Below are 22,921 nucleotides of genomic sequence, written 5' to 3'. Positions count from 1 at the left end.
CCGGCACCGACCGGCCTTCCGGTCACCCCGACCGGGCTCCGATCATCCGATCGGGGCCCGGTCGCGTTCGTGAGATCCTGGAGGGGTCCGCCCGGGCTTCGGCCGAGGGCGCACCCCTGTACCCGAGCCGGAAGAGCAACGTGACCATCGCCGACCGCAGCCAGGAACTGATCAACGTCGCGGCCCAGGCCGCGGCCGACAAGCTGGCCCACGACATCATCGCCTTCGACGTCAGCGAGGTGCTGTCGATCACCGACGCCTTCCTGATCGCGTCGGCGGCCAACGACCGCCAGGTCCGCTCGATCGCCGAGGAGATCGAGGACAAGCTCCGCGAGGAGCTCGACGTCAAGCCGGTGCGCCGCGAGGGCGAGCGCGAGGGCCGCTGGATCCTGCTCGACTACCTGGACATCGTGGTGCACGTCCAGCACTCCGAGGAGCGCTCCTACTACTCCCTCGACCGGCTCTGGAAGGACTGCCCCGAGATCCCGCTGCCCGAGGACGCGGTCGCCACCCGGAACCGTCCGGAGAACGCCGTCACCGACGCCGAGGGCAACGCGGTCGCCGACGGGGACGAGCGCTGAGCCGCTCCGCGGCGGGGCCGCGCATCGTCTTCTGGCGCCACGGCCAGACCTCCTGGAACCTGGAGTCGCGCTTCCAGGGCAGCACCGACATCGAGCTCACCGACCAGGGCGTCTTCCAGGCCCAGCGGGCGGCCCGGCTGCTCGCCGGCCTCCGCCCGGACCTGCTGGTCTCCTCCGACCTCAAGCGGGCCCGGCGCACCGCCGCCGAGCTGGTCCGGCTGACCGGTCTGGAGGCGCACCACCACGAGGGTCTGCGGGAGACGTACGCGGGGCAGTGGCAGGGTCTGACCAACGCCGAGATCCGGGCGCGCTACCCGGAGGAGTACGAGGCGTGGGCGAACGGTGAGCCGGTCCGCCGCGGCGGCGGCGAGCTGGCGACCGAGGTGGCCGACCGGGCGGTGCCGGTGGTCCTCGACGCGGTGGGCAAGCTGCCGGAGAACGGCACGCTGGTGGTGGTCAGCCACGGCGGCACCATCCGCACCATGATCGGCCGGCTGCTCGGCATGGAGCCGGTCCTCTGGGAGCGGTTCGGCGGCCTGTCGAACTGCTGCTGGTCGGTGCTCGGCCAGGGGGCGCGCGGCTGGCGGCTGCTGGAGCACAACGCCGGCACGCTCCCGCAGCCGGTCATCGGCGACGAGACCTGACGGCGAGCAGGACGCGATTTCGCAGTTCCGGGTCCGACCAGCTAGAGTCTTCCTCGTTCGCAGCGAGGAACGCAGACCGAAAAGGAAAGCGGGAATCGCGGAACTGCGGGGCTATAGCTCAGTTGGTAGAGCGATTGCATGGCATGCAATAGGTCAGGAGTTCGATTCTCCTTAGCTCCACTCCGCACCAGTGACCGGAGTGGTCATCAGTGTCGCGGGGCTATAGCTCAGTTGGTAGAGCGCTTGCATGGCATGCAAGAGGTCTGGGGTTCGATTCCCCATAGCTCCACAGCAACAGAGAGGCCGTCATCCTTCGGGATGGCGGCCTCCGGCGTTTCCGGCGCCCGTGTTCCCACGCGGCGGGGTTGCGGCGCCCGAGTTCCCGGTGGTGCTTTCCCGGCGGCGGGGTTCCGCCGCCGGGCGGCGTCAGCGGCAGTCGTGCGGGGCCGGGCGGAGGTCCGGCCGGGCGACCAGCCACTCCAGCCGCTCGCGGTCCAGGGCGCCCTCCGGCGTGTAGACCACCACGTGGCACTCCGGCGCGGCCGGGATGGTCAGCCGGGTGGCCTGGAACCGCATCTCGCCCACCGCCTCGTGCCGGAAGACCTTCAGCGAGGTGCGCGGCGGCGACACCTCCTGCCGGGCCCACAGCTCGGCGAACCGCGGGCTGGCCCCGGCCAGCTCCCGGATGTACTCCTCCCAGGCCGGCTCGCCGACGTGCCGCCCGTACGCGCCGCGCAGTACCCCGACCATCCGGGGCAGTTCCTCGTCCCGGTTCAGGAACGGGTTGCAGCAGTCCGGCACGGTGAAGGCGCACCACATGGAGTTGCGCCGGCCGCCCGGCCCGGGGCGGACGGCGCCCGGGAACAGCGTCCCGTACGCCCCGTTGTGCGCCAGCACGTCGTACCGGCCGTTGCAGACCGCCGCGGGCAGCGGCACCAGCGCGTCCAGGATCACCTGGGTGGTCGGGTCCAGCTGCGGGCCGGAGGCGTCGGAGCGGCCCGCGGGCGCCGCCGAGAGTCCGGCCAGCCGGAACAGGTGGTCGCGCTCCGCGCCGTCCAGCCGCAGCGCCCGGGCCACCGCCGCCAGCACCTGCTCGCTGGCGTTGATCGGCCGGCCCTGCTCCAGCCACGTGTACCAGGTCACCCCGACCCCGGACAGCTGCGCCACCTCCTCGCGGCGCAGCCCCGGGGTCCGCCTCCGCGGGCCGGGCGGCAGGCCGACGTCCTCCGGGCGCACCCGGGCGCGGCAGGCCCGCAGGAACCCGGCCAACTCGGTCCGCTGCCGCCCCTTGTGGCGGACCGGACGCTCCTCCAACACGGTCATCCCCCCATCGTGACGGATCGCCCCGGCCCCTGACGGGTGCTGTCGGTACCAGGATCCCCAGGCTCTAACCACCAGTATCCGGACGCCCCCAGGATGGACGGCATGACGGACCTTCACACCCGAACAGTCGCTCCACCGAACGCCGTTGGCGTCGTCCGGCCCGGGGCGCTGCTGGCGCTCGTGCTCACCGGGCAGTTCATGGCGCTGCTCGACGTCTCCATCGTCAACGTGGCCGTCCCGACCATCCGGACCGACCTGCACGCCTCCGGCGCCGCCCTCCAGTCGGTGATCGCCGGATACACCATCGCCTACGCGGTGCTGCTGATCACCGGCGCCCGGCTCGGCGCCCGGTACGGCTTCAGCCGGGTCTTCCAGTACGGGCTGGCCGCCTTCACCGCCGCCTCGCTGGCCTGCGGGCTGGCCCCCGGCACCGGGTCGCTGATCGGCTTCCGGCTGCTCCAGGGGGCCGCGGCCGCGTTGATGGTGCCCCAGGTGATGAGCCTGGTCCAGCGCACCTTCACCGGCGCCGCCCGGGCCCGGGCTCTCGGCCTCTACTCGGCGGTGCTGGCGGGCGGGATGGCCGTCGGGCAGGTGCTCGGCGGGGTGCTGGTCAGCGCCGACCTGTTCGGCACCGGGTGGCGTCCGGTGTTCCTGGTGAACGTGCCGATCGGGCTGGTGCTGCTGGCCGCCGGCCGCCGGCTGCTGCCCGCACTGCCCGGCGACGCCGGCCGCGGCTTCGACCTGCCGGGGCTGGTCCTGCTGGCCGCCGCCCTGGGCCTGCTGGTGGTGCCGCTGGTGCTCGGCCACGAGCTGGGCTGGCCCGCCTGGGGCTGGGCGATGCTGGCCGCCGGCGCGCTGCTGTTCGCCGTGTTCGCGGTGGTGGAGCGGCGGATCGCGGCCCGCGGCGGGCAGCCGCTGATCCCCGGGCGGGTGCTGCGGGCGCCCGGGCTGCTGCCGGCCGCCGGATCGATCTTCCTGATCATGGCGGGCTTCTCCGGGTTCATGTTCTCCTTCGCCCTGCACCAGCAGGCCGGGCTCGGCCACAGCGCGCTGCGCGCCGGCCTGCTCTCCGGCCCGATCGCGGTCGCCTTCGGGCTCTCCAGCCTGCACTGGCAGCGGCTCCCGGCCCGGCTGCACCCCGCGCTGCCGGTCATCGGACTGGCCCTGGTCGGGCCCGGCTACCTGCTGCTCGGCCTGCTGCTGGCCGGCGGGGGAGAGATCGGCCCCGCCGCCGAGGCGGTGCTCTCCGTGCTCGGGCTGGCCGCCGGCTGCGCGTACAGCCCGCTGTTCGGACGGGCCCTGGCCCGGGTGTCCCCGGCGGACGCCGCCGACGCCAGCGGGGTGACCGTCACCGTGGTCCAGCTCGGCCAGGTGGTCGGGGTGGCCGTGGTCGGCACCGTCTTCCTCGGCGCCGTCGACCTCCCCGCCGCGCCGGACGGCTCCGGGCACGCCCTGCTGGTCACCTGCGCGGTGATCGGTGCGGCCTTCGCCGGGGCCGCCGGCTTCGCCCTGCGGACCCGGCCGGCGGCCTGAGCCGTCCGGAGCCGGCGGGGCCGGAGCCGCCGCGCTGAGACGGCGGCCGAAAGCGATTAGGGAAGCCGGGTCGCCACCGTGTACAGTTGTCGATGTCGCCGGGGGGAAGCCGCCGGGGACAGCGACACGGGGCTATAGCTCAGTTGGTAGAGCGATTGCATGGCATGCAATAGGTCAGGAGTTCGATTCTCCTTAGCTCCACAGTGCAGTCCGAAAGGGCCGCCTCCCACCGGGAGGCGGCCCTTTCGGCGTCCCGGTGCCGGTGGATCCGGAGGGCGGCCTGTCGGCGCGCGGGCGGGCCCGATACGGTCGTGCCCATGGCCGATCTGGCGCGCAAGAGGAACGAGGAACTCGCCCGCATACTCCACCAGCTCGGGTGGAGCCCCGAGCGGCTGGCCCGCGAGGTCAGCGCGGCGCTGCCGCCCGGCCTGGCGATCAGCTCCACCGCCCCCTACAAGTGGCGCGACCGCGGCATGGTGCCCCGCTCGCCGCACGACCAGACCGTCTGCGAGGTGCTCGGCCGCGCCGTCGGCATCGCCGTCACCTACGAGCAGCTCTGGGGCCGGATGGGCGTCGGCCGCGGCGCCAAGGTCCTCTCGCCCCGACTGCTCACCGACGAGTGGACGGCCGACACCGCGCAGACCGCCCTCCGCGAGGCCGGCGGCGACGGCGCCCCCGTCCGGCTCACCGACCTCTTCCGCGGCGACGAGCTGGAGCAGGCCGCCCGGCACTGGGCCTCCCCGCCGCCCGCAGTCACCGGCGGCGAGGGCGCCCTGCGGATCGCCCCCGAGCAACTGGCCGACCTGCGGCTGTCGTACGAGTCCAAGCAGCGCCTGGAGCGGACCTACGGCGGCGGCCTGATCCTCGACCTCGCCAAGGCCGAGCTGGCCATGGTCGGCAAGCTGCTGGAACTCGGCGCGTACGACGAGGCCCTCGGCCGCGAGCTGTACGGCGCCGCCAGCCGGCTGGCCAAACTGGTCGGCTGGGCCAACTACGACCTCGGCAACGACGCCGCCGCCCAGCGCGCCTTCGTCGCCGCGCTGCGGGCCGCCCACGTCTCCGGCGACCCGCGGCTCGGGGTCAGCGTGGTCGGCTGCCTCGCCGTCCAGGCCACCTACAACTCCGGCGGGCGCGGACTGGACGCGGTCGCCATGCTCTCGACCGCGCTGCGCGCCGCCGACGAGGTGCTGACACCGCGTGAGCGGGCCCTGCAGCTCGGCCGGATCGCCCGCGCCCACGGCAAGAAGGGCGAGCAGATCAGCGCCGAGGCGGTCGCCGAACGGGCGTTCCGGGCCCTGGACGGCGGCGAGGAGCACACCCAGGAGCGGGCCGACCTGGAGGGCATGATCGGCGAGGGGTACCTCTTCCTCGGCGAGCACGAGCGCGCCCGGGACCTGCTCACCGGCGCGGTGGCCGCCCTCCGCCCCGAGCGGGCCCGGGCGAAGGCCCTGCTGATGGTCCGGCTCGCCGACTCCTACCGGCGCACCGGCGACCGCGACGAGGCGGAGCGCACCGCCGACGGGGCACGCCGGCTGGCGGCCGGCATGCAGTCGGGGCGGGTGGCGCGGGCGCTGCGGGAGTTCGACGCGGCGGTGCGGGCGGGGTAGCGGAGCCGGAGGGCGCCGCGGGAGTTCGACGCGGCGGTGCGGGCGGGGTGGCGGAGCCGGAGGGCGCCGCGGGCGGTGCGGGCAGGGCGGCGGAGCCCGCGGGCGGCTTCGTCCGGGTGCACCGTGTGGTCACCCGCGCGGTGCGGCTCGGCGCCGGGTGCCGGACAAGTCGGCGGCGGGCGCGGGCCCGTACGGTACCCTGACCCCATGCGAACCGTGCGCCTGCTCCTTAGCCGGCCGCGCTGACCAGGACCGGCCGAGTGGCCGGAGTCGGCGTGGCGACCCCTCCTGCGAGGGGTTTTTTGCTTTCCCGGAGTGAATCCGCTGTTCGCGACTGATGACGATGGAGCCCGAAGGACCATGAGCGAGACGACCCCTGCTTCCGGCGCGGCCGAGGCCGCCACCGAGCCCTTCCGCTACGGCGCCGCGCTGGCGGCCGAGATCGAGTCCCGCTGGCAGGACCTGTGGGAGAAGGAGGGGACGTTCAACGCCCCCAACCCGGCCGGCCCGCTGGCCGACGGCTCCGCCGGCGACGTCTCCGCGAAGCCGCACAGCTTCATCATGGACATGTTCCCGTACCCGTCCGGGGCCGGCCTGCACGTCGGCCACCCGCTGGGCTACATCGCCACCGACGTGTACGCCCGCTACCAGCGGATGACCGGCCACAACGTGCTGCACACCCTGGGCTACGACGCCTTCGGCCTGCCCGCCGAGCAGTACGCCGTCCAGACCGGCACCCACCCCCGGGTCTCGACCGAGGACAACATCGTCAACATGCGGCGCCAGCTGCGCCGCCTGGGCCTGGGCCACGACTCGCGCCGCTCGATCTCCACGATCGACCCGGACTACTACCGCTGGACCCAGTGGATCTTCCTGCAGATCTTCAACTCCTGGTACGACGAGGAGGCCGGCCGGGCCCGCCCGATCGCCGAGCTGATCGCCGGGTTCGAGTCCGGTGAGCGCGAGGTCCCGGGCGGCCGCGCCTGGGCCCGGCTGTCCGGCACCGAGCGGGACGAGGTGCTGAGCGAGTACCGCCTGGCGTACGCCAAGGAGGTGCCGGTCAACTGGTGCCCCGGCCTGGGCACCGTGCTGGCCAACGAGGAGGTCACCGCCGACGGCCGGTCCGAGCGCGGCAACTTCCCGGTCTTCAAGTCCAACCTGCGCCAGTGGATGATGCGGATCACCGCGTACGCGGACCGCCTGATCTCCGACCTGGACCTGCTGGACTGGCCCGAGGCCATCAAGCTGCAGCAGCGCAACTGGATCGGCCGCTCCGAGGGCGCCCGGGTCGACTTCGCGGTGGACTCGGACCGGATCACCGTCTTCACCACCCGCCCCGACACCCTGTTCGGTGCCACCTACATGGTGCTGGCCCCCGAGCACGCCCTGGTCGACTCCGTGGTGCCCGCCGCCTGGCCGGCCGGCATCCCGGAGGAGTGGACCGGCGGCGCCGCCACCCCGGCCGAGGCCGTGGCCGCCTACCGGGCCGCCGCCGCCGCCAAGTCGGACGTCGAGCGGCAGGTCGAGGCCAAGGTGAAGACCGGCGTCTTCACCGGCGCGTACGCGACCAACCCGGTCAGCGGCGAGCAGATCCCGGTGTTCATCGCCGACTACGTGCTGATGGGCTACGGCACCGGCGCGATCATGGCGGTCCCGGCGCACGACCACCGCGACTTCGCCTTCGCCCGCGCCTTCGCGCTGCCGATGCGCTGCGTGGTCGAGCCCACCGACGGCCGCGGCGAGGACCCGGCAGCCTGGGAGGACGCCTTCGACACCTACGACTCGGTCATCGTCAACTCCGCCCACGAGGACCTGTCGCTGGACGGCCTGAGCGTGGTCGACGCCAAGGCCCGCGTCACCGCCTGGCTGGCCGAGCGCGGCATCGGCGAGGGCACCGTCAACTACCGCCTGCGCGACTGGCTGTTCAGCCGCCAGCGGTACTGGGGCGAGCCCTTCCCGATCGTCTACGACGAGGACGGCGTGATGCACGCGCTGCCCGAGTCGATGCTGCCGGTCGAGGTCCCCGAGGTGGAGGACTACTCGCCGCACACCTACGACCCGGACGACGCCGCCTCCTCGCCGAAGACCCCGCTGTCGCGCAACGAGGACTGGGTCAACGTCGAGCTGGACCTGGGCGACGGGGTCAAGCGGTACCGCCGCGAGACCAACACCATGCCCAACTGGGCCGGCTCCTGCTGGTACGAGCTGCGCTACGTCGACCCGGTCAACTCCGCCAAGGTGGTCGACCCGGCCAACGAGGCGTACTGGATGGGCCCGACGGCCGAGAAGCCGGCCGGCGGCGTCGACCTGTACGTCGGCGGCGCCGAGCACGCGGTGCTGCACCTGCTGTACGCCCGCTTCTGGCACAAGGTGCTGCACGACCTGGGCCACGTCTCCTCGGTCGAGCCGTTCCACAAGCTGTTCAACCAGGGCATGATCACCGCCGACGTCTACCGCGACGCCCGCGGCTTCCCGGTGCCCGCCGCCGAGGTCGAGGAGCGCGACGGCCAGTACGTCTGGCAGGGCGAGCAGGTCAAGCGCGAGGCCGGCAAGATGGGCAAGTCCCTGAAGAACGCCGTCGCCCCGGACGAGATCGCCGACGAGTACGGCGCGGACACCCTGCGCCTGTACGAGATGTCCATGGGCCCGCTGGACGTCTCCCGCCCCTGGGACACCCGCGCGGTGGTCGGCTCGTACCGCTTCCTGCAGCGTCTGTGGCGCAACATCGTCTCCGAGACCACCGGCGAGCTGGTGGTGACGGAGGAGGAGCCGGACGAGGCCACCCTGCGCGCCCTGCACAAGGCCATCGACGGCATCCGCGGCGACATGGCGGCCCTGCGCTTCAACACCGCCGTGGCCAAGGCGATCGAGCTGAACAACTACCTGGTCAAGCGCGGCTCCACGCCGCGGTCGGTGGCCGAGCAGATCGTGCTGCTGATCGCCCCGCTGGCGCCGCACGTCGCCGAGGAGCTGTGGCGCCGTCTGGGCCACGACCGCTCGCTGGCCTTCGCCGACTACCCGGTCGCCGACCCGGCGTACGTGGTGGACGAGACGGTCACCTGCGTCGTCCAGATCAAGGGCAAGGTCAAGGCCCGCCTGGAGGTCGCCCCGTCGATCTCCGACGCCGAGCTGGAGGCGCTGGCCCTGGCCGACCCGGCCGTGGTCGCCGCGATCGGCGACGCGGCGGTGCGCAAGGTCATCGCGCGGGCGCCGAAGCTGGTGAACATCGTCACCGGCTGAGGCCGGCGTGTGACGTGATCCGGTGTCAGGGCCGGTCGCTCCCCGGGGAGCGACCGGCCCTGGTGCTTGTGCTCGTGCCTGTGCCTGTGCCTTTGCTCGTGCTCGTACTCGTGCCTGTGCTCGCCGGGGCCGGGGTGTCAGAAGCCGGTGAGGGTGGTCTTGCCGATGGCGGTGCCGGACTCCTGGAGGCGGTGCGCCGCACGGAGGTTGGCGGCGTTCACCGGCCCGAGGTCCCGGGTGGCGGTGGTCGTGAGGACGCCCGCGTCCACCAGCCGGGCGACCTGGGTCAGGATGTGGTGCTGCACCGCCTGGTCGGGGGTCTGGAACATCGACCGGGTGAACATGAACTCCCAGTGGAACGAGATGCTCTTCGCCTTGAGCACCCCGACCGGCAGGGAGTCGAAGTCGTCGATCGCCACGATCCGGCCGAACGGGTTCAGCGCCTCGGCGTAGGCCGGCAGGTTGCGATCGGTGGCGACCGTGCCGAACACGAGGTCCAGCCGGCCGGGGATCACCTCGGCCAGCTGCGGTACCAGCGGCTCGCGGTGGTCGACCACGTGGTGGACGCCCATCCTGCGGGCGAACTCCACCGTCTCGGGCCGGGAGGCGGTCCCGACGACGGTGAGGCTGGTCAGGGCCCGGGCCAGCTGGACGGTGACCGCCCCCACCCCGCCCGCCGCGGCCGTGACCAGCAGCGCGCCGGTTCGCTCCAGGGCGCCGCTGCGCAGTCCGAGCCGCTCGAACAGGCCCTCCCAGGCGGTGAGCGAGGTCAGCGGCAGGGCGGCGGCCCCGGTGAACGAGAGCGTGGCCGGCTTGCGCGCGACCAGCCGCTCGTCCACGGCGTGGAACTCGGCGTTCACGCCCGGCCGGTCCAGCGCCCCGGCGTAGTACACCTCGTCGCCGACCGCGAACAGCTCCACCTGCCCGCCGACCGCGACCACCGTCCCCGCCGCGTCCCAGCCGAGCACCCGCGGCTCGCCGCCCGGGTCGGCGCTCCGCCGGACCTTGAAGTCCACCAGGCAGTCGGGACGGTCGACGGGCAGCGGCTCGCGGTAGGCGACGGCGCGCATGGTGGGCGGGGGCGGGGTCATGGGGTGGTCCTCTCGGGGCGGGGGCGCGTCGGCTGTGCCGGGTCGAGCTGAACATCGACCGGTTGCCGGGAACACCTGAGCCCGGGCCTGAGCCTGGGCCCAGGCCGTGGTCGGGGTCGGGGCCGTGGTCGGGGTCGGGGTCAAGGTGGGCGGGGTCGGAGTGGGCGGGGTCAGGGTTGGGACCCTGAGCTCTCCCTGATCTCGCCCGTTCACGGGCCCCAGCCCCTACGGGCGGGCCGGTCGGCGGGCTACGGTGGAGGTCCGGCACTCAGCGGGTCGCACCGGCGGCCCCGGCCGGTGGCACCGCGTGGAAGGTGGGCTCCCGATGGAAGCGCTCGGTGTGCTGGTCGCCCTGGTCCTGCTCTTCGGCGTGACCGTGCTCGCGCTGGCCGTCGTCGGAACCGTCAAGGCCGCCAAGGCCGCCGCCGCCAAGGTCGAACGGCACGAGGCCAACGCGCGCCGTGCCTTCGAGAACGCCGCACTCAAGGCGAAGAGCTTCACCAAGCCCGGCGGCCCGGGCCAGATCGCCGCCACCCGCCTCTCCGTGCGCACCGCACTGGACAGCACCCGCCAGGTCCTCCAGAGCGGCCTCACCCAGGACGGCCAGCTCACCGAGGCCCTCCAACTGCTCGCCCGCCTCGACGCCCACGCCGCCGAGCTCGACGCCGAACTCCGACTCCTGGAGCGCGAGCCCGACTCCGCCCGGATCACCGCCAAGCTCCCCGAGCTGCGCGAGCGCGCCCAGCGGATCACCCACTCCGCGGACTCGCTGCGCTGGGCCGCGCAGGACCGGATGCGGCGCTTCGCCGACGACGAGCTCGCCCGGCTGAGCGAGGAGTGCACCACCGAGGCCGGCGCGCTGCGGCACTGGGATTCGGTGGGGGAGACCCTGGACGGCAGCGCGGCAGCCGGTGGCGCGGCCGGCGGTTCCGGCGGTACCGGCGATGGTGTGGCGGCCGGTGGTCCGGCCGGTACGCGGGGTGGCGCGGCCCGTTCCGCGGACGCCGAGGGCCCGAAGGGCCTGGAGCCCGGGCGCCGCACCCCGGGCGCCGAGGAGCTGCTCGGCCTCGGCGAACCCCTCGCCCGCCTCGCCGACCGCCTCCGCAAGCCCAACCCCGGCGGACCGGCGACGGGTCGGCAGTACTGAGGTACTGAGGTACTGAGATGTGCCGTCGGGCCGGACGGACTCGGCCCGGTTCGGACGGATCTCGGCGGCACGCCGTGGACGAGCCGCCGAGGCGACCGCCGCTGTCGTCCGGGCCGAACGGGGAGTAACCTCCGGCTCATGCCCGGCCACCTCGCCCTCGTCACCGATTCCACGGCCTACCTGCCCCAGGACGCCGTCGACCGTCACCGGATCGAGGTGGTACCGCTCAGCGTCGTCGTGGGCGACGAGGTGCTGCTCGACGGCGTGGAGATCTCCCCCAAGGACGTCGCCGAGGCGCTGCGCTCCAAGCAGCGGGTGACCACCTCCCGCCCCAACCCCGAGACCTTCGCCGCCGCCTACCGGGCCGCCGCGGAGGCCGGTGCCGCCGGCGTGGTGTCGGTGCACATCTCCGGCGAGCTCTCCGGTACCCACGAGGCCGCCGTCCTCGCCGCCGCGGAGGCGCCGATCCCGGTGCGGGTGGTGGACAGCCGGCTGATCGGCATGGCCCTCGGCCACTGCGTCCTCGCCGCCGCCGAGGCCCTGGAGAACGGGCGCGGACTGGACGAGGCCGCCGCCGAGGCCACCCGCAGAGCAGGCCTGACCAGGGGTTTCTTCTACGTGGACACCCTGGAGTACCTGCGCCGCGGCGGCCGGATCGGCGCCGCCCGGGCGCTGCTGGGCTCGGCGCTGGCCGTGAAGCCGTTGCTGCACCTCTCGGGCGGCCGGATCGAGCCGCTGGAGAAGGTCCGCACCGCGTCCCGGGCCATCGCCCGACTGGAGGAGATCGCCGTCGAGTACGCGGGGGAGGGCGAGGTCGACATCGCCGTCCACCACCTCGCGGCCGAGGACCGGGCCGAACCCCTGGCCGAGCGGCTGCGCGAGCGGGTGCCCGGGCTGCGCGAGCTGTACGTCGGCGAGGTGGGCGCGGTGATCGGTGCGCACGTCGGGCCGGGGCTGCTGGCCGTGGTGGTGGCGCCGCGCTGATGGCGTCCCGTGGGGGCTGTTCGGGTTGCTGGGCCTTTCCGGACCGAGGGGGGAATTACGGGGCGTCAAACTCCTCCTTTCGAGGGACAGGAGTTATCCACACCCCCGACTTATCCACAGGATTTCGGTGAGGTCGGACGGTTGCGGCTGAGGGTCCTACCGTCCTCGCATGCGAACCATCACCCCGGGTACCGCCCGGCGCCGCGAAGCCGCCGTCACCGCCCGTCAGCGGATGACCTGCCTCTTCCCACTGCCCTCCGGCGCCGTCTCCCCGCTCGCGCCGGGGCCGCCCGCGACGGCCGGCCCTGTGGCCGACCTGGCCGAGGCGCGGAGTCCGGATGGCAGGGCGGCAGGCGAACAAGTGGCGGCCACCGGAGGCGGGTTGGCGCAGAGGCGTGTCCGGTCTGGCGAACGGCGACCGGGAGCCGGGCCGCGCGGGGATCCGCGGCCAGGGCGTGCCGCCACGCTCCCGGCGGAGCCTCGGGCGGCGTCCGGTGACCGCGCGTCGGGGACGGAGACGGGGGCCTGGCAGTCCGGGGATCCCGGGGAGTCCGGGGAGCCCACTGGCGAGACCCCGGGCGAGCCGGTCGACGGTACGACCTTTCCTGCTGCCGGTCCGCCGGAGGCCGAGGGGGCGGGTGGTCCTCCCGTTCCGGGGCACCGGGTGACTGGGATCCCGATGGCCCTCGCACTGGACCGACGGGCCGTCCTCGGCCTGACCGTGCTGTTCCTGCTGGCCCTCGGGTACGCCGTTCAGCACTTCTGGTTGGGCCGGCCCGAGCCCGTGGCCATCCCGGCTGCCGTCCCGGCCACCGCGCCGACCGAGTCCTCCGCCGTCCCGAGCGGCGGTCCGGCACCGCCCGGTCACGGGGCCGCTGAGACCGTCGTCGTGGACGTGGACGGCAAGGTCCAGCAGCCCGGCCTGCACATCCTCCCCGGCGGCTCCCGGGTGGCGGACGCCCTGCGGGCCGCCGGCGGCCCGCTCCCGGGCACCGACACCAGCGGGCTCAACCTCGCCCGCGTCCTCACCGACGGCGAACAGATCCTGGTCGGCGTCCCGGCCGCCGCGGACGCGCCGGTCGGGCCGGGTACGGGCGGCCCCGGCTCCCCGGCGGGCGGTCCGATCAGCCTCAACCACGCCACCGCCGAACAGCTCGACACCCTGCCCGGCGTCGGCCCGACCCTTGCTCAGCGCATCATCGACTACCGCCGCCGCAACGGGCTCTTCCGCACCCTCGACCAGCTCCGGCAGGTCGCCGGGATCGGCGACCGGAAGTTCCAGGAGATCAAGTCCCTGCTGACCCTCTGACGTCGGGTCGGGCACCGCACCCCGGGGAGGAACGACGGCCGCTCCCACCACTCCCACCCTGCCCGCCACCTCCGGCCGGTCGGTCGGTCCGGCGCACCCCGACCCCCGGCTCCTGATCCCCGCCGCCACCGCCTGGGCGGCGACCGCCCTCGTCCTGCGCGCCCAGCCCCGGTTCCACCCGGTCCTGCTCCTCGCCGCCGGACTCGGCGCCGCAGCCGCCCTCCTGCTCCTCCGGTTCGCCGTTCACCGGCACCGACGGGCAACGCTGCTGCTCACCGTCGCCCTGCTCACCACCGCCGCGGCCACCGCCACCACCGTCCTGCACACCGCGGACCTCCACCGCGGTCCGATCCCCGCCATGGCCGCACCACCCACCGCCGACTCCGACCCGCCGCCCGGCCTCTCGGTGGACCTGACCATCGCCGACGACCCGGACACCCGCACCGGCCGCTCCCACGGCACCACCCCGGGCCAGACCCGACTCACCGTCACCGCCGTACTCGACCGCATCCACCCCGCCTCGCCGGGCCCCGAGCCGCCTGCCGACCGGTCCCACTCCCTCCCCGCCCAGGCCGGCACCGCGGCGCCGGACGGCGTGCGGATCCGTACCCCCGTCACCCTGCTCGTCCGGGCCCAGGACGTCGCCGCCTGGCAGGGTCTCGTTCCCTCGACCCGGGTCCGGGCGGAGATGCAGGTCGTGGCCGGCGGAGTCCACCGGGCGGAGACGGCCGCCCTGGTGGTGGCCCACGGGCCGCCGCGGGTCCTCGCCCCGCCGAACCCGGTCCAGCGGGCCGCCGCCCGCCTCCGCGCCGGTCTGCGGGCCGCCTGCGACCACCTCCCGGCCGACGTCCGCGGGCTGCTCCCCGGCCTGGTCGTCGGCGACACCTCCCGCCTCCCGGACGACCTGGCGGAAGCCTTCCGCGCCACCGACCTCGGACATCTCACGGCCGTGAGCGGGTCGAACCTGGCGATCGTGCTCGCGGTGCTGGTCGGCGCAGTGCCCGGCCGGGACGGAGAGCCCGGCGGCGCCGGCACCGGGCGCGGCGGTCTGGCGGGTCTGCTCGGCCTGTCGCTGCGCACCACCGCGCTCCTCGGCACGGTCCTCACCCTGGCCTTCGTCACCATCTGCCGTCCGGAGCCGAGCGTCCTGCGGGCCGCGGCCACGGGCCTGATCGGCCTGCTCGCCCTCTCCACCGGCCGGTCCCGGCAGGGCCTCCCGGCGCTCTCCGGGGCCGTTCTGCTGCTGGTCCTGCTCGATCCCCAGCTGGCCCGCTCCTACGGCTTCCTGCTGTCCGCGCTGGCCACCGCCGGCCTGCTCGGCCTCGGTCCGCGCTGGACCCGTGCGCTCAGGGCCCGCGGCTGGCCCCGGCACCTGGCCGGCGCGGTCGGAGCCACCGCGGCCGCGCAGGCGTTCTGTTCACCCGTCACCATCCTGCTGGCGCCACGGGTCAGCCTGGTCGCCGTCCCGTGCAACCTGCTCGCCGAGGCTGCGGTCGCCCCAGCCACCCTGCTCGGGTTCGCCGCGCTCTCGGTCGACCCGCTCTCGCACCCGGCGGCCCGGATGATCGCCGATCTGGCCGCCGTCCCCGCCGGCTGGCTGGCCGCCGTGGCCCGGCACGGCGCCGCCCTGCCCGGCGCCCAACTGGCCTGGCCCGGCGGGCTCCCCGGGGCCGCCCTCCTCGTCACCGCGATCGTGGCACTCTGCTGGGCCGTCCCGGCGCTGCTCGCCGCGCTGGACGCGCGGCGGTACCGGCGGCGGGCCAGGCTCCTCCTCGCGGCCGCCCTCGCCGCCCTGCTCCCCGCCGTGCTGCTGCGGCCGGCCGCACTCACCCGGATCGCCACCGGGTGGCCGCCGCCCGGCTGGCGGATGGCAGTCTGCGACATCGGCCAAGGCGATCTCACCGTGCTGCCCCTCGGTGGGGACAGCGCGGTCGTCATCGACGCAGGCCCCGACCCCGACGCCGCCGACGCCTGCCTCCACGACCTGGGGATCACCCGGATCCCGGTCCTGATCGTCACCCACTTCCACGCCGACCACGCCGAGGGGCTGCCCGGGGTGCTGCGCGGCCGGAGCGTCGGCGCCCTCCAGGTCACCACGGTGGACAGCCCGCCCGGCGAGCACTCCCGGGTCCTCGCCTGGGCCGCGGCGGCCCACGTCCCGGTGCTCCGGGCCCAGCAGGGCGAACGCCGCACCGCGGGGCCCGACCTCTCCTGGGAGGTGCTGTGGCCGGGGGAGCGGCTCGGCCCGGACACACCCGGCGCCAACAACGCCAGCGTCGCCGTCCTCGCCACCATCGGCCGCCCGCCCCACACCCTGCGGCTCGCTCTCCTCGGCGACCTGGAACCACCCGCCCAGGCCGCCCTGCTGCGCCGCGGGCCGCCGCCCGGCCGGGTCGACGTGCTCAAGGTGGCCCACCACGGTTCGGCCCACCAGGACTGGGACCTGATGGCCGCCCTCCGCCCCCGCCTGGCACTGATCTCCTGCGGCCGGGACAACGCGTACGGTCATCCGTCACCGCTCACCGTCAGCCGTCTGGGCGGCCTCGGTGCGACGGTCCTGCGCACCGACCGGGACGGCGACATCGCCGTCCTCGGCCCGGGTCCGGCACTCTCCGCCGCCACCCATGCGCACGTACCGCGGTTCTGACGTCCAGTCGGCCGGTCCCGGGTCGCCCGCCCCAGTGCCGTGCACCCCGTCGGCGCGGGCCTCAGCCGGTCGCGGCCACCGAGGGGTCGGACGGTCCGAACCGCTCCGTCCCTATCACGCGCAGCAGTTCCAGGTGGCTGCGGTCCGTACCGGGCGGGGGAGTGAAGATCAGCAGCCGCTGGTCCTCGGTGGGCGTCAGCAGCGCCTCGCAGTCCAGGTCGATCGGGCCGATCGCCGGGTGCACCACCCGCATCCGGCTGGTCCGGCGGACGGCGACCTCGTGCAGCTCCCACAACGCGGCGAACTCCTCGCTGGCGGCGAGCAGGCGCTCGATCAGTGCGGTGGAGGCGGCGTCCCCGCCCCGGCGGGTGGCGGCGGCCCGCAGGTCGGCCACGTGCACCCGGCTCCAGTGGTCGTGCTCCTCCGCCGGGTACGGGGCCCGTACGGCCGGCACGGTGAACCAGCGCCAGACCACGTTCCGCTCACCCTCCTTCAGCACGCACACACTGTCGAACAGCGCGTTGGCCATGGCGTTCTGGGCGAGCAGGTCCCCGAGGTCGTTGACGATCTGCGCGGGGGTGTCCTTCAGCTGGTCGAGCAGGTGGAGCAGGCCCGGCTTGAGGTGGTCGCCGGAGGGCTTCCCGGCCGGCGGGCGGTGCCCGGCCAGCAGGTAGAGGTGGTCGCGCTCGTCCTCGGTCAGGCGCAGCGCGCGTGACAGCGAGGCGAGCATCTGGGTGGACGGCTGCGGGCCGCGGCCCTGCTCCAGCCGGATGTAGTAGTCGGCCGACATCCCGGCGAGCTGGACGACCTCCTCGCGGCGCAGCCCCGGGGTGCGGCGGCGCGGCCCGGCCGTGAGTCCGACCTCCTCGGGGCGCAGCCGCTCCCGGGAACGGCGGAGGAAATCGGCGAGCTGCGAACGGTCCATGTCCATGGGCACCATCCTCGCCGTTCCGCCGCCGTTCAACCAGGGATCACCGGTACCAGCATCCGGCCGACACCTGTGCCCGGTGGGCGTACTGAGGGTGGATCAGGTCGGGCGGAGGGGGTCGGGCGGGGCTGAGAGCCCGCCCCGGGCCGGGTGGCGCCGGGTTCAGTCCTCCTCGCGCCAGCCCTCGTGCTCGGCGGCCAGCTCGTCCAGTTCGGCGAGCATCTCGGACGTCCAGCCGGTGTCCTCCGGGGCCTCCAGCACGAGGAGCCACTGGGCGTCCTCGGCGTCGTCCTCCCCGGCGAGCGAGTCGCGGACGATCTCCAGCGAATCCAGCTCGGGGTGGCGGGCGGAGAGTTCCTCGGAAGCCTCCTCGGCGGCGTCCCGGTCGGGCATGACGAGCAGTTGACGGGCGGTGTTCACGTTCACCGGACCATTCTCCAGACGCCGGCGGAAGGACGATCACCGGGCTCGGTCGACGGCGCCCGGGAACCCCGGGCACCCGGGTCGCCCCGAGCCGGTCAGGGTAAGCCTGCGCCGGCCCGAGCGGGGCCGAGCCAGCCCGAGTCGGTCCGCCGGGGACCGGGGTGTCCGCGGCGCGTGCGATCCTGGTACGCGATGGCCAGGAAGAGTGCACCCGATGACCTGCTCGCCCCGCTGACCGTTGCGGTCGGCCAGGAGGAGTTGCTGCTCGACCGCGCGGTGGCCGAGGTGGTGGCCGCCGCGAAGGCCTCCGACCCCGACACCGACGTGCGCGACCTGGCACCCGGCGCGCTGCAGCCCGGCACCCTGGCCGAGCTCACCACGCCCTCGCTGTTCGCCGAGCGCAAGGTGATCGTGATCCGCGCCGCCCAGGACCTCTCCGCCGACTCGGTGAAGGAGGTCAAGGCGTACCTCGACGCCCTCGCCGAGGAAGTGATCATGGTGCTGGTGCACGCCGGCGGCGCCAAGGGCAAGGGCCTGCTGGACACGGCGAGGAAGGCCGGTGCCCGCGAGGTCGCGTGCGCCAAGCTCACCAAGGCGAGCGATCGGCTGGCCTTCATCCGGGGCGAGTTCCGGACCCTCGGCCGCTCGGCCAGCCCGGAGGCCTGCCAGGCGCTGCTGGACGCGCTGGGCAGCGACCTGCGCGAGCTGTCGGCGGCCTGCAGCCAGCTCACCTCGGACATCGAGGGCACCATCGACGAGGCGGCCGTCGCCACCTACTACAGCGGCCGGGCCGAGGCGACCGGCTTCGAGGTGGCCGACCTGGCCGTCACCGGCCGCGCCGCCGAGGCACTGGAGCGGCTCCGCTGGGCCCTCGCCGTCGGCCAGCCCCCGACGGGCATCACCTACGCGCTGGCCTCCGGCGTCCGCAGCATCGGACGGCTGGCGACGACGGGACGGAACATGCGGCCCGCCGACCTCGCCCGCGAGCTGGGGATGCCGCCGTGGAAGGTCGACCGGGTCCGCCAGCAGATGCGCGGCTGGACGGGCGACGGCGTGGCCGCCGCCCTCACCGCCATCGCCCAGGCCGACGCCGCCGTCAAGGGCGGCTCGGACGACCCGGCGTACGCCCTGGAACGGGCCGTGGTCGCCGTCGCCCGGGCCTCGCGCTCCAACGCCCGCCCCTACTGACCGGCACCGGCACCCACACCGGCACCCACACCGGCATGCGTACCCGCACCGGCACGCGGTCCCCCGTCACCGACCGGTACCGGCCCGCCAGCCGGCGTCTCCGACCGGCACCCGCTCAGAGCGTCCCGCCGAGGGTGCGGAGCACCTCCCGGCCGTCGGCCAGCAGCGCCACCCGGACCTCCTCCCGGTCGGGCGGGGCGCTCTTGCCCTCCTGGTACGAGCCGGACCAGCCGGCGTAGAAGGTCATGCCGCCCTGGCGGACGTACAGCACCTGGGTGAGGTAGTGCCAGGTGCGGTCCGAGGTGCTGGGGTCGTCCAGGTAGCCGACGTAGGCGTCGTCGCCGAGGTCCGGCACGGCGCTGATCTGGTAGCGGCGCTGCCGCAGCCCCTCCCGCTGGGCCTCGAACTCGCCGGCCGGGTCGACCGCCTTGTGCAACTGGGTCTCCAGGTAGAGCGAGTAGTGCTCGCTGTCGCTGCCCGCCTTCTTGCGGTACTGGCTGCAGTACATGTCGTCCAGCGCGCCGTGCCGGGTCGTGTAGTGGTACGGGGTGCCGGACTGGCTCGGGTAGAGCTGGCCGAACCGGCTGAGCCGGGCGGTGGCGCACAGGTCGTCGACCACCCGGTACCCGGCGACGCCAGTCGGCCGCGTCCGGTGCCCGGCGACGATCCCGGGGACGGCCAGCACGCTGACCGTCCAGATCGCCGAGGCCAGCAGGACTCCGCCGACCCCCCACAGCAGCCCCCGTCCCCGCCCGCCCCGACCCCGGTTCCGGGCGAGTCCCCGGCGCCCGGGGTCGTGCTGGGGGCCGACCGGAGGCTCCTGCCGCACCGGGACCGGCATCGGCCCGGACGGCATCGGGACCGGCCGGGCCGGCGCCGGAAGGTACCCCCCAGGCCCACCAATCCCGCCCGGTCCACCCACCCCACTCGGCCCACCAGGCCCGCCCGGGCCCGCCAGGCCGTAGCCCGGGGCGAGGTGCGGAGACGGCGGCGGTGTCGACATCGGGTCCCCCAGGCGGCGGTCGGGGTGGGAGCGGTCGGACCGAACCCTACCCGCCGATCGGGTCGGAGCGTGAACGCGCTGTCGCTCAGAGTGACAAGTCGCGGTTGCGCGAATGAGCGACCGGCGGCCTCCGGGCCCGGAAACGCGTACTGCCCGCCCGGAGATCCGGGCGGGCAGTACGGGTGATCCATGTGTTCCGCACCCGCGTGGCGAACGCTGGCCGCATGCGGAACGGTCTGGTGCTCCTCCTGGGATCCGGGTAGAGGGCCGGTTCACCGGGAGGGGGTCGGTCGGCGGTGGCGGGTAGAGGGCCGCACGTCACGCCGTCCGGGGGAGCCCTGGGGGCTCAGCGCAGCAATCAGGCGGCGACGAGCTTGGTGATCGCGGACTTCTTGTTCGCGGCCTGGTTCTTGTGGATGATGCCCTTGCTGGCGGCCTTGTCGAGGGCCTTGGAGGCGACGCGCGCCAGCTCGGCGGCCTTCTCGGTCTCGCCGGCGGCGGAGGCCTCGCGGGCCTTGCGGAGGGCGGTCTTCAGCGAGGACTTGACGGCCTTGTTGCGCAGGCGCGCCTTCTCGTTGGTCTTGTTGCGCTTGATCTGGGACTTGATGTTCGCCACGAAAGAGCCTCAGTCTTTTCGGAAAACGGTTGGAACGGGCTGCACCGGCGGCGGTCGGTCTGCTGAGAGGGCATGCCGATGCCAGGTGCAGCGCCCCACGCTACCAGGGGGCCGGGTTCGCCCCCAAACCGGGACGCTCCGCCGGCGCGGCCACGGCCCGCCCGGGTGCCGGTACCGCCGCCGCTACGCCCGCAGCAGCGGCTCGCCGTAGTGCTCGACCTCCGGGAAGGGCGAGTAGAAGGGGTGCAGCAGTGCCCGCCACCCCTGGTACTCGGGGGAGCCGCGGAACCCCTCGGTGTGGTCCTCCAGCGTCTCCCACTCGACCTGGAGCAGGAACCGCGATCGCCGGCCCGCGTCCAGGCAGCGCCGCAGCGCGAGCGAGCGGAAGCCGCGCTGGACGGAGATCAGCGGACGGGCCCGGTCGAAGGCGGCGAGGAACTCCTCCTCGCGGCCGGGCAGGACGTCGAGCAGCGCGCTTTCGAGGATCATGAAGGGCATCCTGGCCGATCCCGCCCGCCCCGGGAAGGTCGCGGAAGCGCGGGAAGCAGCGCGGGAAGAAGAGCAGCAGAAGCACGGGACGAAGCGCGGGAGAAGCCGGGGGAGCGGGGCGGGAGGCGAGCTGACCGGCAGGGCACGCCGGGCTCGTGGGAAGATGGACGGAACCATGGATCGGACGACAGTCCGGTCACCCCCGGGAAGCCGGTCAGCGATGATCCGGACGTCCCCGGCCCCGGACCAACGGAGAATCGGACCAAGGTGCCCGCGACCCCCAGCAACGTGCCAGAGCCCAGCCGGACGGACCCGGCGGTGATCCGCAACTTCTGCATCATCGCCCACATCGACCACGGCAAGTCGACGCTCGCCGACCGGATGCTGCAGATCACCGGTGTGGTCGACCCGCGTCAGATGCGCGCCCAGTACCTCGACCGCATGGACATCGAGCGTGAGCGCGGCATCACCATCAAGTCGCAGGCGGTCCGCCTCCCCTGGGCGCCCCGGACCGGCGAGAACGCCGGGACCACGCACATCCTGAACATGATCGACACCCCGGGCCACGTGGACTTCACGTACGAGGTGTCCCGCTCCCTGGCGGCCTGCGAGGGCACCATCCTGGTGGTCGACGCGGCCCAGGGCATCGAGGCGCAGACCCTCGCCAACCTGTACCTGGCGCTGGAGAACGACCTCACGATCATCCCGGTCCTCAACAAGATCGACCTGCCGGCCGCGCAGCCCGAGAAGTACGCGGCGGAGATCGCGCACATCATCGGCTGCGACCCGGACGACGTGCTCAAGGTCAGCGCGAAGACCGGTCTCGGCGTCGAGGACCTGCTGGACCACGTGGTCGACAAGATCCCGGCCCCGGTCGGCGTCAAGGACGCCCCCGCCCGCGCGATGATCTTCGACTCGGTGTACGACGCCTACCGCGGCGTGGTCACCTACGTCCGTGTCGTGGACGGTCAGCTGACCAAGCGCGAGCGCATCGCGATGATGTCCACGGGCGCCACCCACGAACTGCTGGAGATCGGCGTCATCTCGCCCGAGCCGAAGGTCGCCGACGGCCTCGGCGTCGGCGAGGTGGGCTACATCATCACCGGTGTGAAGGACGTCCGGCAGTCCCGGGTCGGTGACACCATCACCTCGCAGCACAAGGGTGCCACCGAGGCGCTGGGCGGCTACAAGGACCCGAAGCCGATGGTGTTCTCGGGCCTCTACCCGCTGGACGGCTCGGACTACCCGCTGCTCCGCGACGCCCTGGACAAGCTGCGTCTCAACGACGCCGCGCTGGTCTACGAGCCGGAGACCTCGGTCGCGCTCGGCTTCGGCTACCGCTGTGGCTTCCTCGGCCTGCTGCACCTGGAGATCATCCGGGAGCGCCTGGAGCGCGAGTTCAACCTCGACCTGATCTCCACCGCCCCGAACGTGATCTACCGGGTGGTCATGGAGGACGGCTCCGAGCACACCGTCACCAACCCGAGCGAGTTCCCCACCGGCAAGATCTCCGAGGTGTACGAGCCGGTCGTGCGCGGCACGATCCTCGCCCCCAACGAGTTCGTCGGCGCGATCATGGAGCTCTGCCAGTCCCGCCGCGGCAGCCTCCAGGGCATGGACTACCTCTCCGAGGACCGCGTCGAGCTGCGCTACACCCTCCCGCTGGCCGAGATCGTCTTCGACTTCTTCGACCAGCTGAAGTCCAAGACCCGCGGCTACGCCTCGCTGGACTACGAGCCCATCGGCGAGCAGAGCGCCAACCTGGTCAAGGTGGACATCCTGCTGCACGGCGACGCGGTGGACGCGTTCTCCGCGATCGTGCACAAGGACAAGGCCTACAGCTACGGCGTGATGATGGCCGGCAAGCTGCAGAAGCTGATCCCGCGCCAGCAGTTCGAGGTGCCGATCCAGGCCGCCATCGGTTCCCGGGTGATCGCCCGTGAGACCGTCCGCGCCATCCGCAAGGACGTCCTCGCCAAGTGCTACGGCGGTGACATCTCGCGTAAGCGGAAGCTGCTGGAGAAGCAGAAGGAGGGCAAGAAGCGGATGAAGATGGTCGGCCGGGTGGAGGTCCCGCAGGAGGCCTTCATCGCCGCGCTGTCCACCGACGCCGAGGCGCCGAAGGAGAAGAAGTAGCGGCACCCGGGCGGCTCCGCCCGAGGTGACTC

At 73.8% G+C, this 22,921-nt stretch carries 18 protein-coding genes and 3 tRNA genes; 14 read left to right on the top strand and 7 right to left on the bottom strand.

Features of this window, described 5'->3' with window-relative positions; translation table 11 throughout:
- The first annotated feature begins 140 nt into the window (after positions 1-140).
- The 4 genes from rsfS (at position 141) to ABWK59_RS11860 (ending at position 1,514) form a co-directional block, all read left to right on the top strand.
- Entirely contained in the window at positions 141-581 is a 441-nt protein-coding gene (rsfS, locus tag ABWK59_RS11875; RefSeq protein WP_354640339.1) for a ribosome silencing factor, read from the top strand.
- Positions 578-1,225 carry a histidine phosphatase family protein gene (locus tag ABWK59_RS11870; protein ID WP_354644920.1) on the top strand — a complete coding sequence of 216 codons (648 nt, stop codon included), beginning with the start codon at positions 578-580 and terminating at the stop codon, positions 1,223-1,225. The genes rsfS and ABWK59_RS11870 overlap by 4 nt, the downstream gene beginning before the upstream one ends.
- A 107-nt stretch (positions 1,226-1,332) precedes the next feature.
- Positions 1,333-1,405 (top strand) — tRNA-Ala (locus tag ABWK59_RS11865).
- Between the two features lie 36 nt (positions 1,406-1,441).
- A tRNA-Ala gene (locus ABWK59_RS11860) sits at positions 1,442-1,514 on the top strand.
- Positions 1,515-1,651: 137 nt separating this feature from the next.
- On the opposite strand, the gene ABWK59_RS11855 is transcribed toward ABWK59_RS11860, so the two are convergent.
- Positions 1,652-2,548, bottom strand: a complete 897-nt coding sequence (locus ABWK59_RS11855) for a helix-turn-helix transcriptional regulator (protein ID WP_354640337.1) — start codon at positions 2,546-2,548, stop codon at positions 1,652-1,654.
- A gap of 102 nt (positions 2,549-2,650) precedes the next feature.
- Between ABWK59_RS11855 and ABWK59_RS11850 the strand changes: the two genes are divergently transcribed.
- The 4 genes from ABWK59_RS11850 (at position 2,651) to leuS (ending at position 8,928) form a co-directional block, all read left to right on the top strand.
- A complete protein-coding gene (locus ABWK59_RS11850; RefSeq protein WP_354640335.1) occupies positions 2,651-4,081 on the top strand; it encodes an MFS transporter in 1,431 nt (476 codons plus the stop codon).
- A 128-nt stretch (positions 4,082-4,209) separates the two neighbouring features.
- Positions 4,210-4,282 (top strand) — tRNA-Ala (locus tag ABWK59_RS11845).
- A 116-nt stretch (positions 4,283-4,398) separates the two neighbouring features.
- Entirely contained in the window at positions 4,399-5,688 is a 1,290-nt protein-coding gene (locus ABWK59_RS11840) for a hypothetical protein (protein WP_354640333.1), read from the top strand.
- A 360-nt stretch (positions 5,689-6,048) separates the two neighbouring features.
- A complete protein-coding gene (gene leuS / locus ABWK59_RS11835; protein WP_354640331.1) occupies positions 6,049-8,928 on the top strand; it encodes a leucine--tRNA ligase in 2,880 nt (959 codons plus the stop codon).
- Between the two features lie 137 nt (positions 8,929-9,065).
- Here the strand turns inward: leuS and ABWK59_RS11830 are convergent, their stop codons facing one another.
- A complete protein-coding gene (locus tag ABWK59_RS11830) occupies positions 9,066-10,019 on the bottom strand; it encodes a zinc-binding alcohol dehydrogenase family protein (RefSeq protein WP_420492770.1) in 954 nt (317 codons plus the stop codon).
- Positions 10,020-10,344: 325 nt separating this feature from the next.
- Between ABWK59_RS11830 and ABWK59_RS11825 the strand changes: the two genes are divergently transcribed.
- From ABWK59_RS11825 to ABWK59_RS11810, 4 genes are all read left to right on the top strand, one after another.
- A complete protein-coding gene (locus ABWK59_RS11825) occupies positions 10,345-11,166 on the top strand; it encodes a hypothetical protein (protein ID WP_354640329.1) in 822 nt (273 codons plus the stop codon).
- A gap of 138 nt (positions 11,167-11,304) precedes the next feature.
- Positions 11,305-12,150 carry a DegV family protein gene (locus tag ABWK59_RS11820; RefSeq protein ID WP_354640327.1) on the top strand — a complete coding sequence of 282 codons (846 nt, stop codon included), beginning with the start codon at positions 11,305-11,307 and terminating at the stop codon, positions 12,148-12,150.
- 679 nt (positions 12,151-12,829) lie between these two features.
- Positions 12,830-13,459 (top strand): ComEA family DNA-binding protein, encoded by a 630-nt coding sequence (locus ABWK59_RS11815; protein ID WP_354640325.1) that lies wholly within the window; start codon positions 12,830-12,832, stop codon positions 13,457-13,459.
- A 358-nt stretch (positions 13,460-13,817) separates the two neighbouring features.
- Positions 13,818-16,106 (top strand): ComEC/Rec2 family competence protein, encoded by a 2,289-nt coding sequence (locus ABWK59_RS11810; RefSeq protein ID WP_354640323.1) that lies wholly within the window; start codon positions 13,818-13,820, stop codon positions 16,104-16,106.
- Positions 16,107-16,167: 61 nt separating this feature from the next.
- Here the strand turns inward: ABWK59_RS11810 and ABWK59_RS11805 are convergent, their stop codons facing one another.
- Both ABWK59_RS11805 and ABWK59_RS11800 read right to left on the bottom strand, forming a co-directional pair.
- Positions 16,168-17,037 (bottom strand): helix-turn-helix transcriptional regulator, encoded by an 870-nt coding sequence (locus ABWK59_RS11805; RefSeq protein ID WP_354640321.1) that lies wholly within the window; start codon positions 17,035-17,037, stop codon positions 16,168-16,170.
- 159 nt (positions 17,038-17,196) lie between these two features.
- Positions 17,197-17,454, bottom strand: a complete 258-nt coding sequence (locus ABWK59_RS11800; protein ID WP_354644918.1) for a hypothetical protein — start codon at positions 17,452-17,454, stop codon at positions 17,197-17,199.
- A gap of 195 nt (positions 17,455-17,649) precedes the next feature.
- Between ABWK59_RS11800 and holA the strand changes: the two genes are divergently transcribed.
- Positions 17,650-18,645 (top strand): DNA polymerase III subunit delta, encoded by a 996-nt coding sequence (gene holA, locus ABWK59_RS11795; RefSeq protein ID WP_354640319.1) that lies wholly within the window; start codon positions 17,650-17,652, stop codon positions 18,643-18,645.
- A gap of 115 nt (positions 18,646-18,760) precedes the next feature.
- Here holA and ABWK59_RS11790 read toward each other — a convergent pair whose 3' ends face one another.
- The 3 genes from ABWK59_RS11790 to ABWK59_RS11780 form a co-directional block, all read right to left on the bottom strand.
- Positions 18,761-19,486 carry a hypothetical protein gene (locus ABWK59_RS11790; RefSeq protein ID WP_354640318.1) on the bottom strand — a complete coding sequence of 242 codons (726 nt, stop codon included), beginning with the start codon at positions 19,484-19,486 and terminating at the stop codon, positions 18,761-18,763.
- 520 nt (positions 19,487-20,006) lie between these two features.
- The gene (gene rpsT, locus ABWK59_RS11785) at positions 20,007-20,264 is read right to left on the bottom strand and encodes a 30S ribosomal protein S20 (RefSeq protein ID WP_354640316.1); all 258 of its coding nucleotides are present in this window, start codon (positions 20,262-20,264) and stop codon (positions 20,007-20,009) included.
- A gap of 183 nt (positions 20,265-20,447) precedes the next feature.
- A complete protein-coding gene (locus ABWK59_RS11780; RefSeq protein WP_354640314.1) occupies positions 20,448-20,753 on the bottom strand; it encodes an antibiotic biosynthesis monooxygenase family protein in 306 nt (101 codons plus the stop codon).
- Positions 20,754-21,020: 267 nt separating this feature from the next.
- Between ABWK59_RS11780 and lepA the strand changes: the two genes are divergently transcribed.
- Positions 21,021-22,889 (top strand): translation elongation factor 4, encoded by a 1,869-nt coding sequence (lepA, locus tag ABWK59_RS11775; protein WP_354640313.1) that lies wholly within the window; start codon positions 21,021-21,023, stop codon positions 22,887-22,889.
- The last annotated feature ends 32 nt before the right edge of the window (positions 22,890-22,921 follow it).

The sequence above is a fragment of the Kitasatospora sp. HUAS MG31 genome (genome assembly GCF_040571325.1).
Classification (GTDB): domain Bacteria; phylum Actinomycetota; class Actinomycetes; order Streptomycetales; family Streptomycetaceae; genus Kitasatospora; species Kitasatospora camelliae.
Note: the sequence above shows the minus strand (reverse complement) of the source record. Positions and strands in the feature narration are given on the sequence as shown.

What these genes read in the sequence shown, in the direction of transcription:
- ABWK59_RS11855 (WP_354640337.1), bottom strand. Translation starts at nt 2,548, where the DNA reads ATGACCGTGTTGGAGGAGCGTCCGGTCCGCCACAAGGGGCGGCAGCGG.
- ABWK59_RS11850 (WP_354640335.1), top strand. Translation starts at nt 2,651, where the DNA reads ATGACGGACCTTCACACCCGAACAGTCGCTCCACCGAACGCCGTTGGC.
- ABWK59_RS11840 (WP_354640333.1), top strand. Translation starts at nt 4,399, where the DNA reads ATGGCCGATCTGGCGCGCAAGAGGAACGAGGAACTCGCCCGCATACTC.
- leuS (WP_354640331.1), top strand. Translation starts at nt 6,049, where the DNA reads ATGAGCGAGACGACCCCTGCTTCCGGCGCGGCCGAGGCCGCCACCGAG.
- ABWK59_RS11830 (WP_420492770.1), bottom strand. Translation starts at nt 10,019, where the DNA reads ATGACCCCGCCCCCGCCCACCATGCGCGCCGTCGCCTACCGCGAGCCG.
- ABWK59_RS11825 (WP_354640329.1), top strand. Translation starts at nt 10,345, where the DNA reads ATGGAAGCGCTCGGTGTGCTGGTCGCCCTGGTCCTGCTCTTCGGCGTG.
- ABWK59_RS11820 (WP_354640327.1), top strand. Translation starts at nt 11,305, where the DNA reads ATGCCCGGCCACCTCGCCCTCGTCACCGATTCCACGGCCTACCTGCCC.
- ABWK59_RS11815 (WP_354640325.1), top strand. Translation starts at nt 12,830, where the DNA reads ATGGCCCTCGCACTGGACCGACGGGCCGTCCTCGGCCTGACCGTGCTG.
- ABWK59_RS11810 (WP_354640323.1), top strand. Translation starts at nt 13,818, where the DNA reads ATGGCCGCACCACCCACCGCCGACTCCGACCCGCCGCCCGGCCTCTCG.
- ABWK59_RS11805 (WP_354640321.1), bottom strand. Translation starts at nt 17,037, where the DNA reads ATGGACATGGACCGTTCGCAGCTCGCCGATTTCCTCCGCCGTTCCCGG.
- holA (WP_354640319.1), top strand. Translation starts at nt 17,650, where the DNA reads ATGGCCAGGAAGAGTGCACCCGATGACCTGCTCGCCCCGCTGACCGTT.
- ABWK59_RS11790 (WP_354640318.1), bottom strand. Translation starts at nt 19,486, where the DNA reads ATGCCGGTCCCGGTGCGGCAGGAGCCTCCGGTCGGCCCCCAGCACGAC.
- ABWK59_RS11780 (WP_354640314.1), bottom strand. Translation starts at nt 20,753, where the DNA reads ATGATCCTCGAAAGCGCGCTGCTCGACGTCCTGCCCGGCCGCGAGGAG.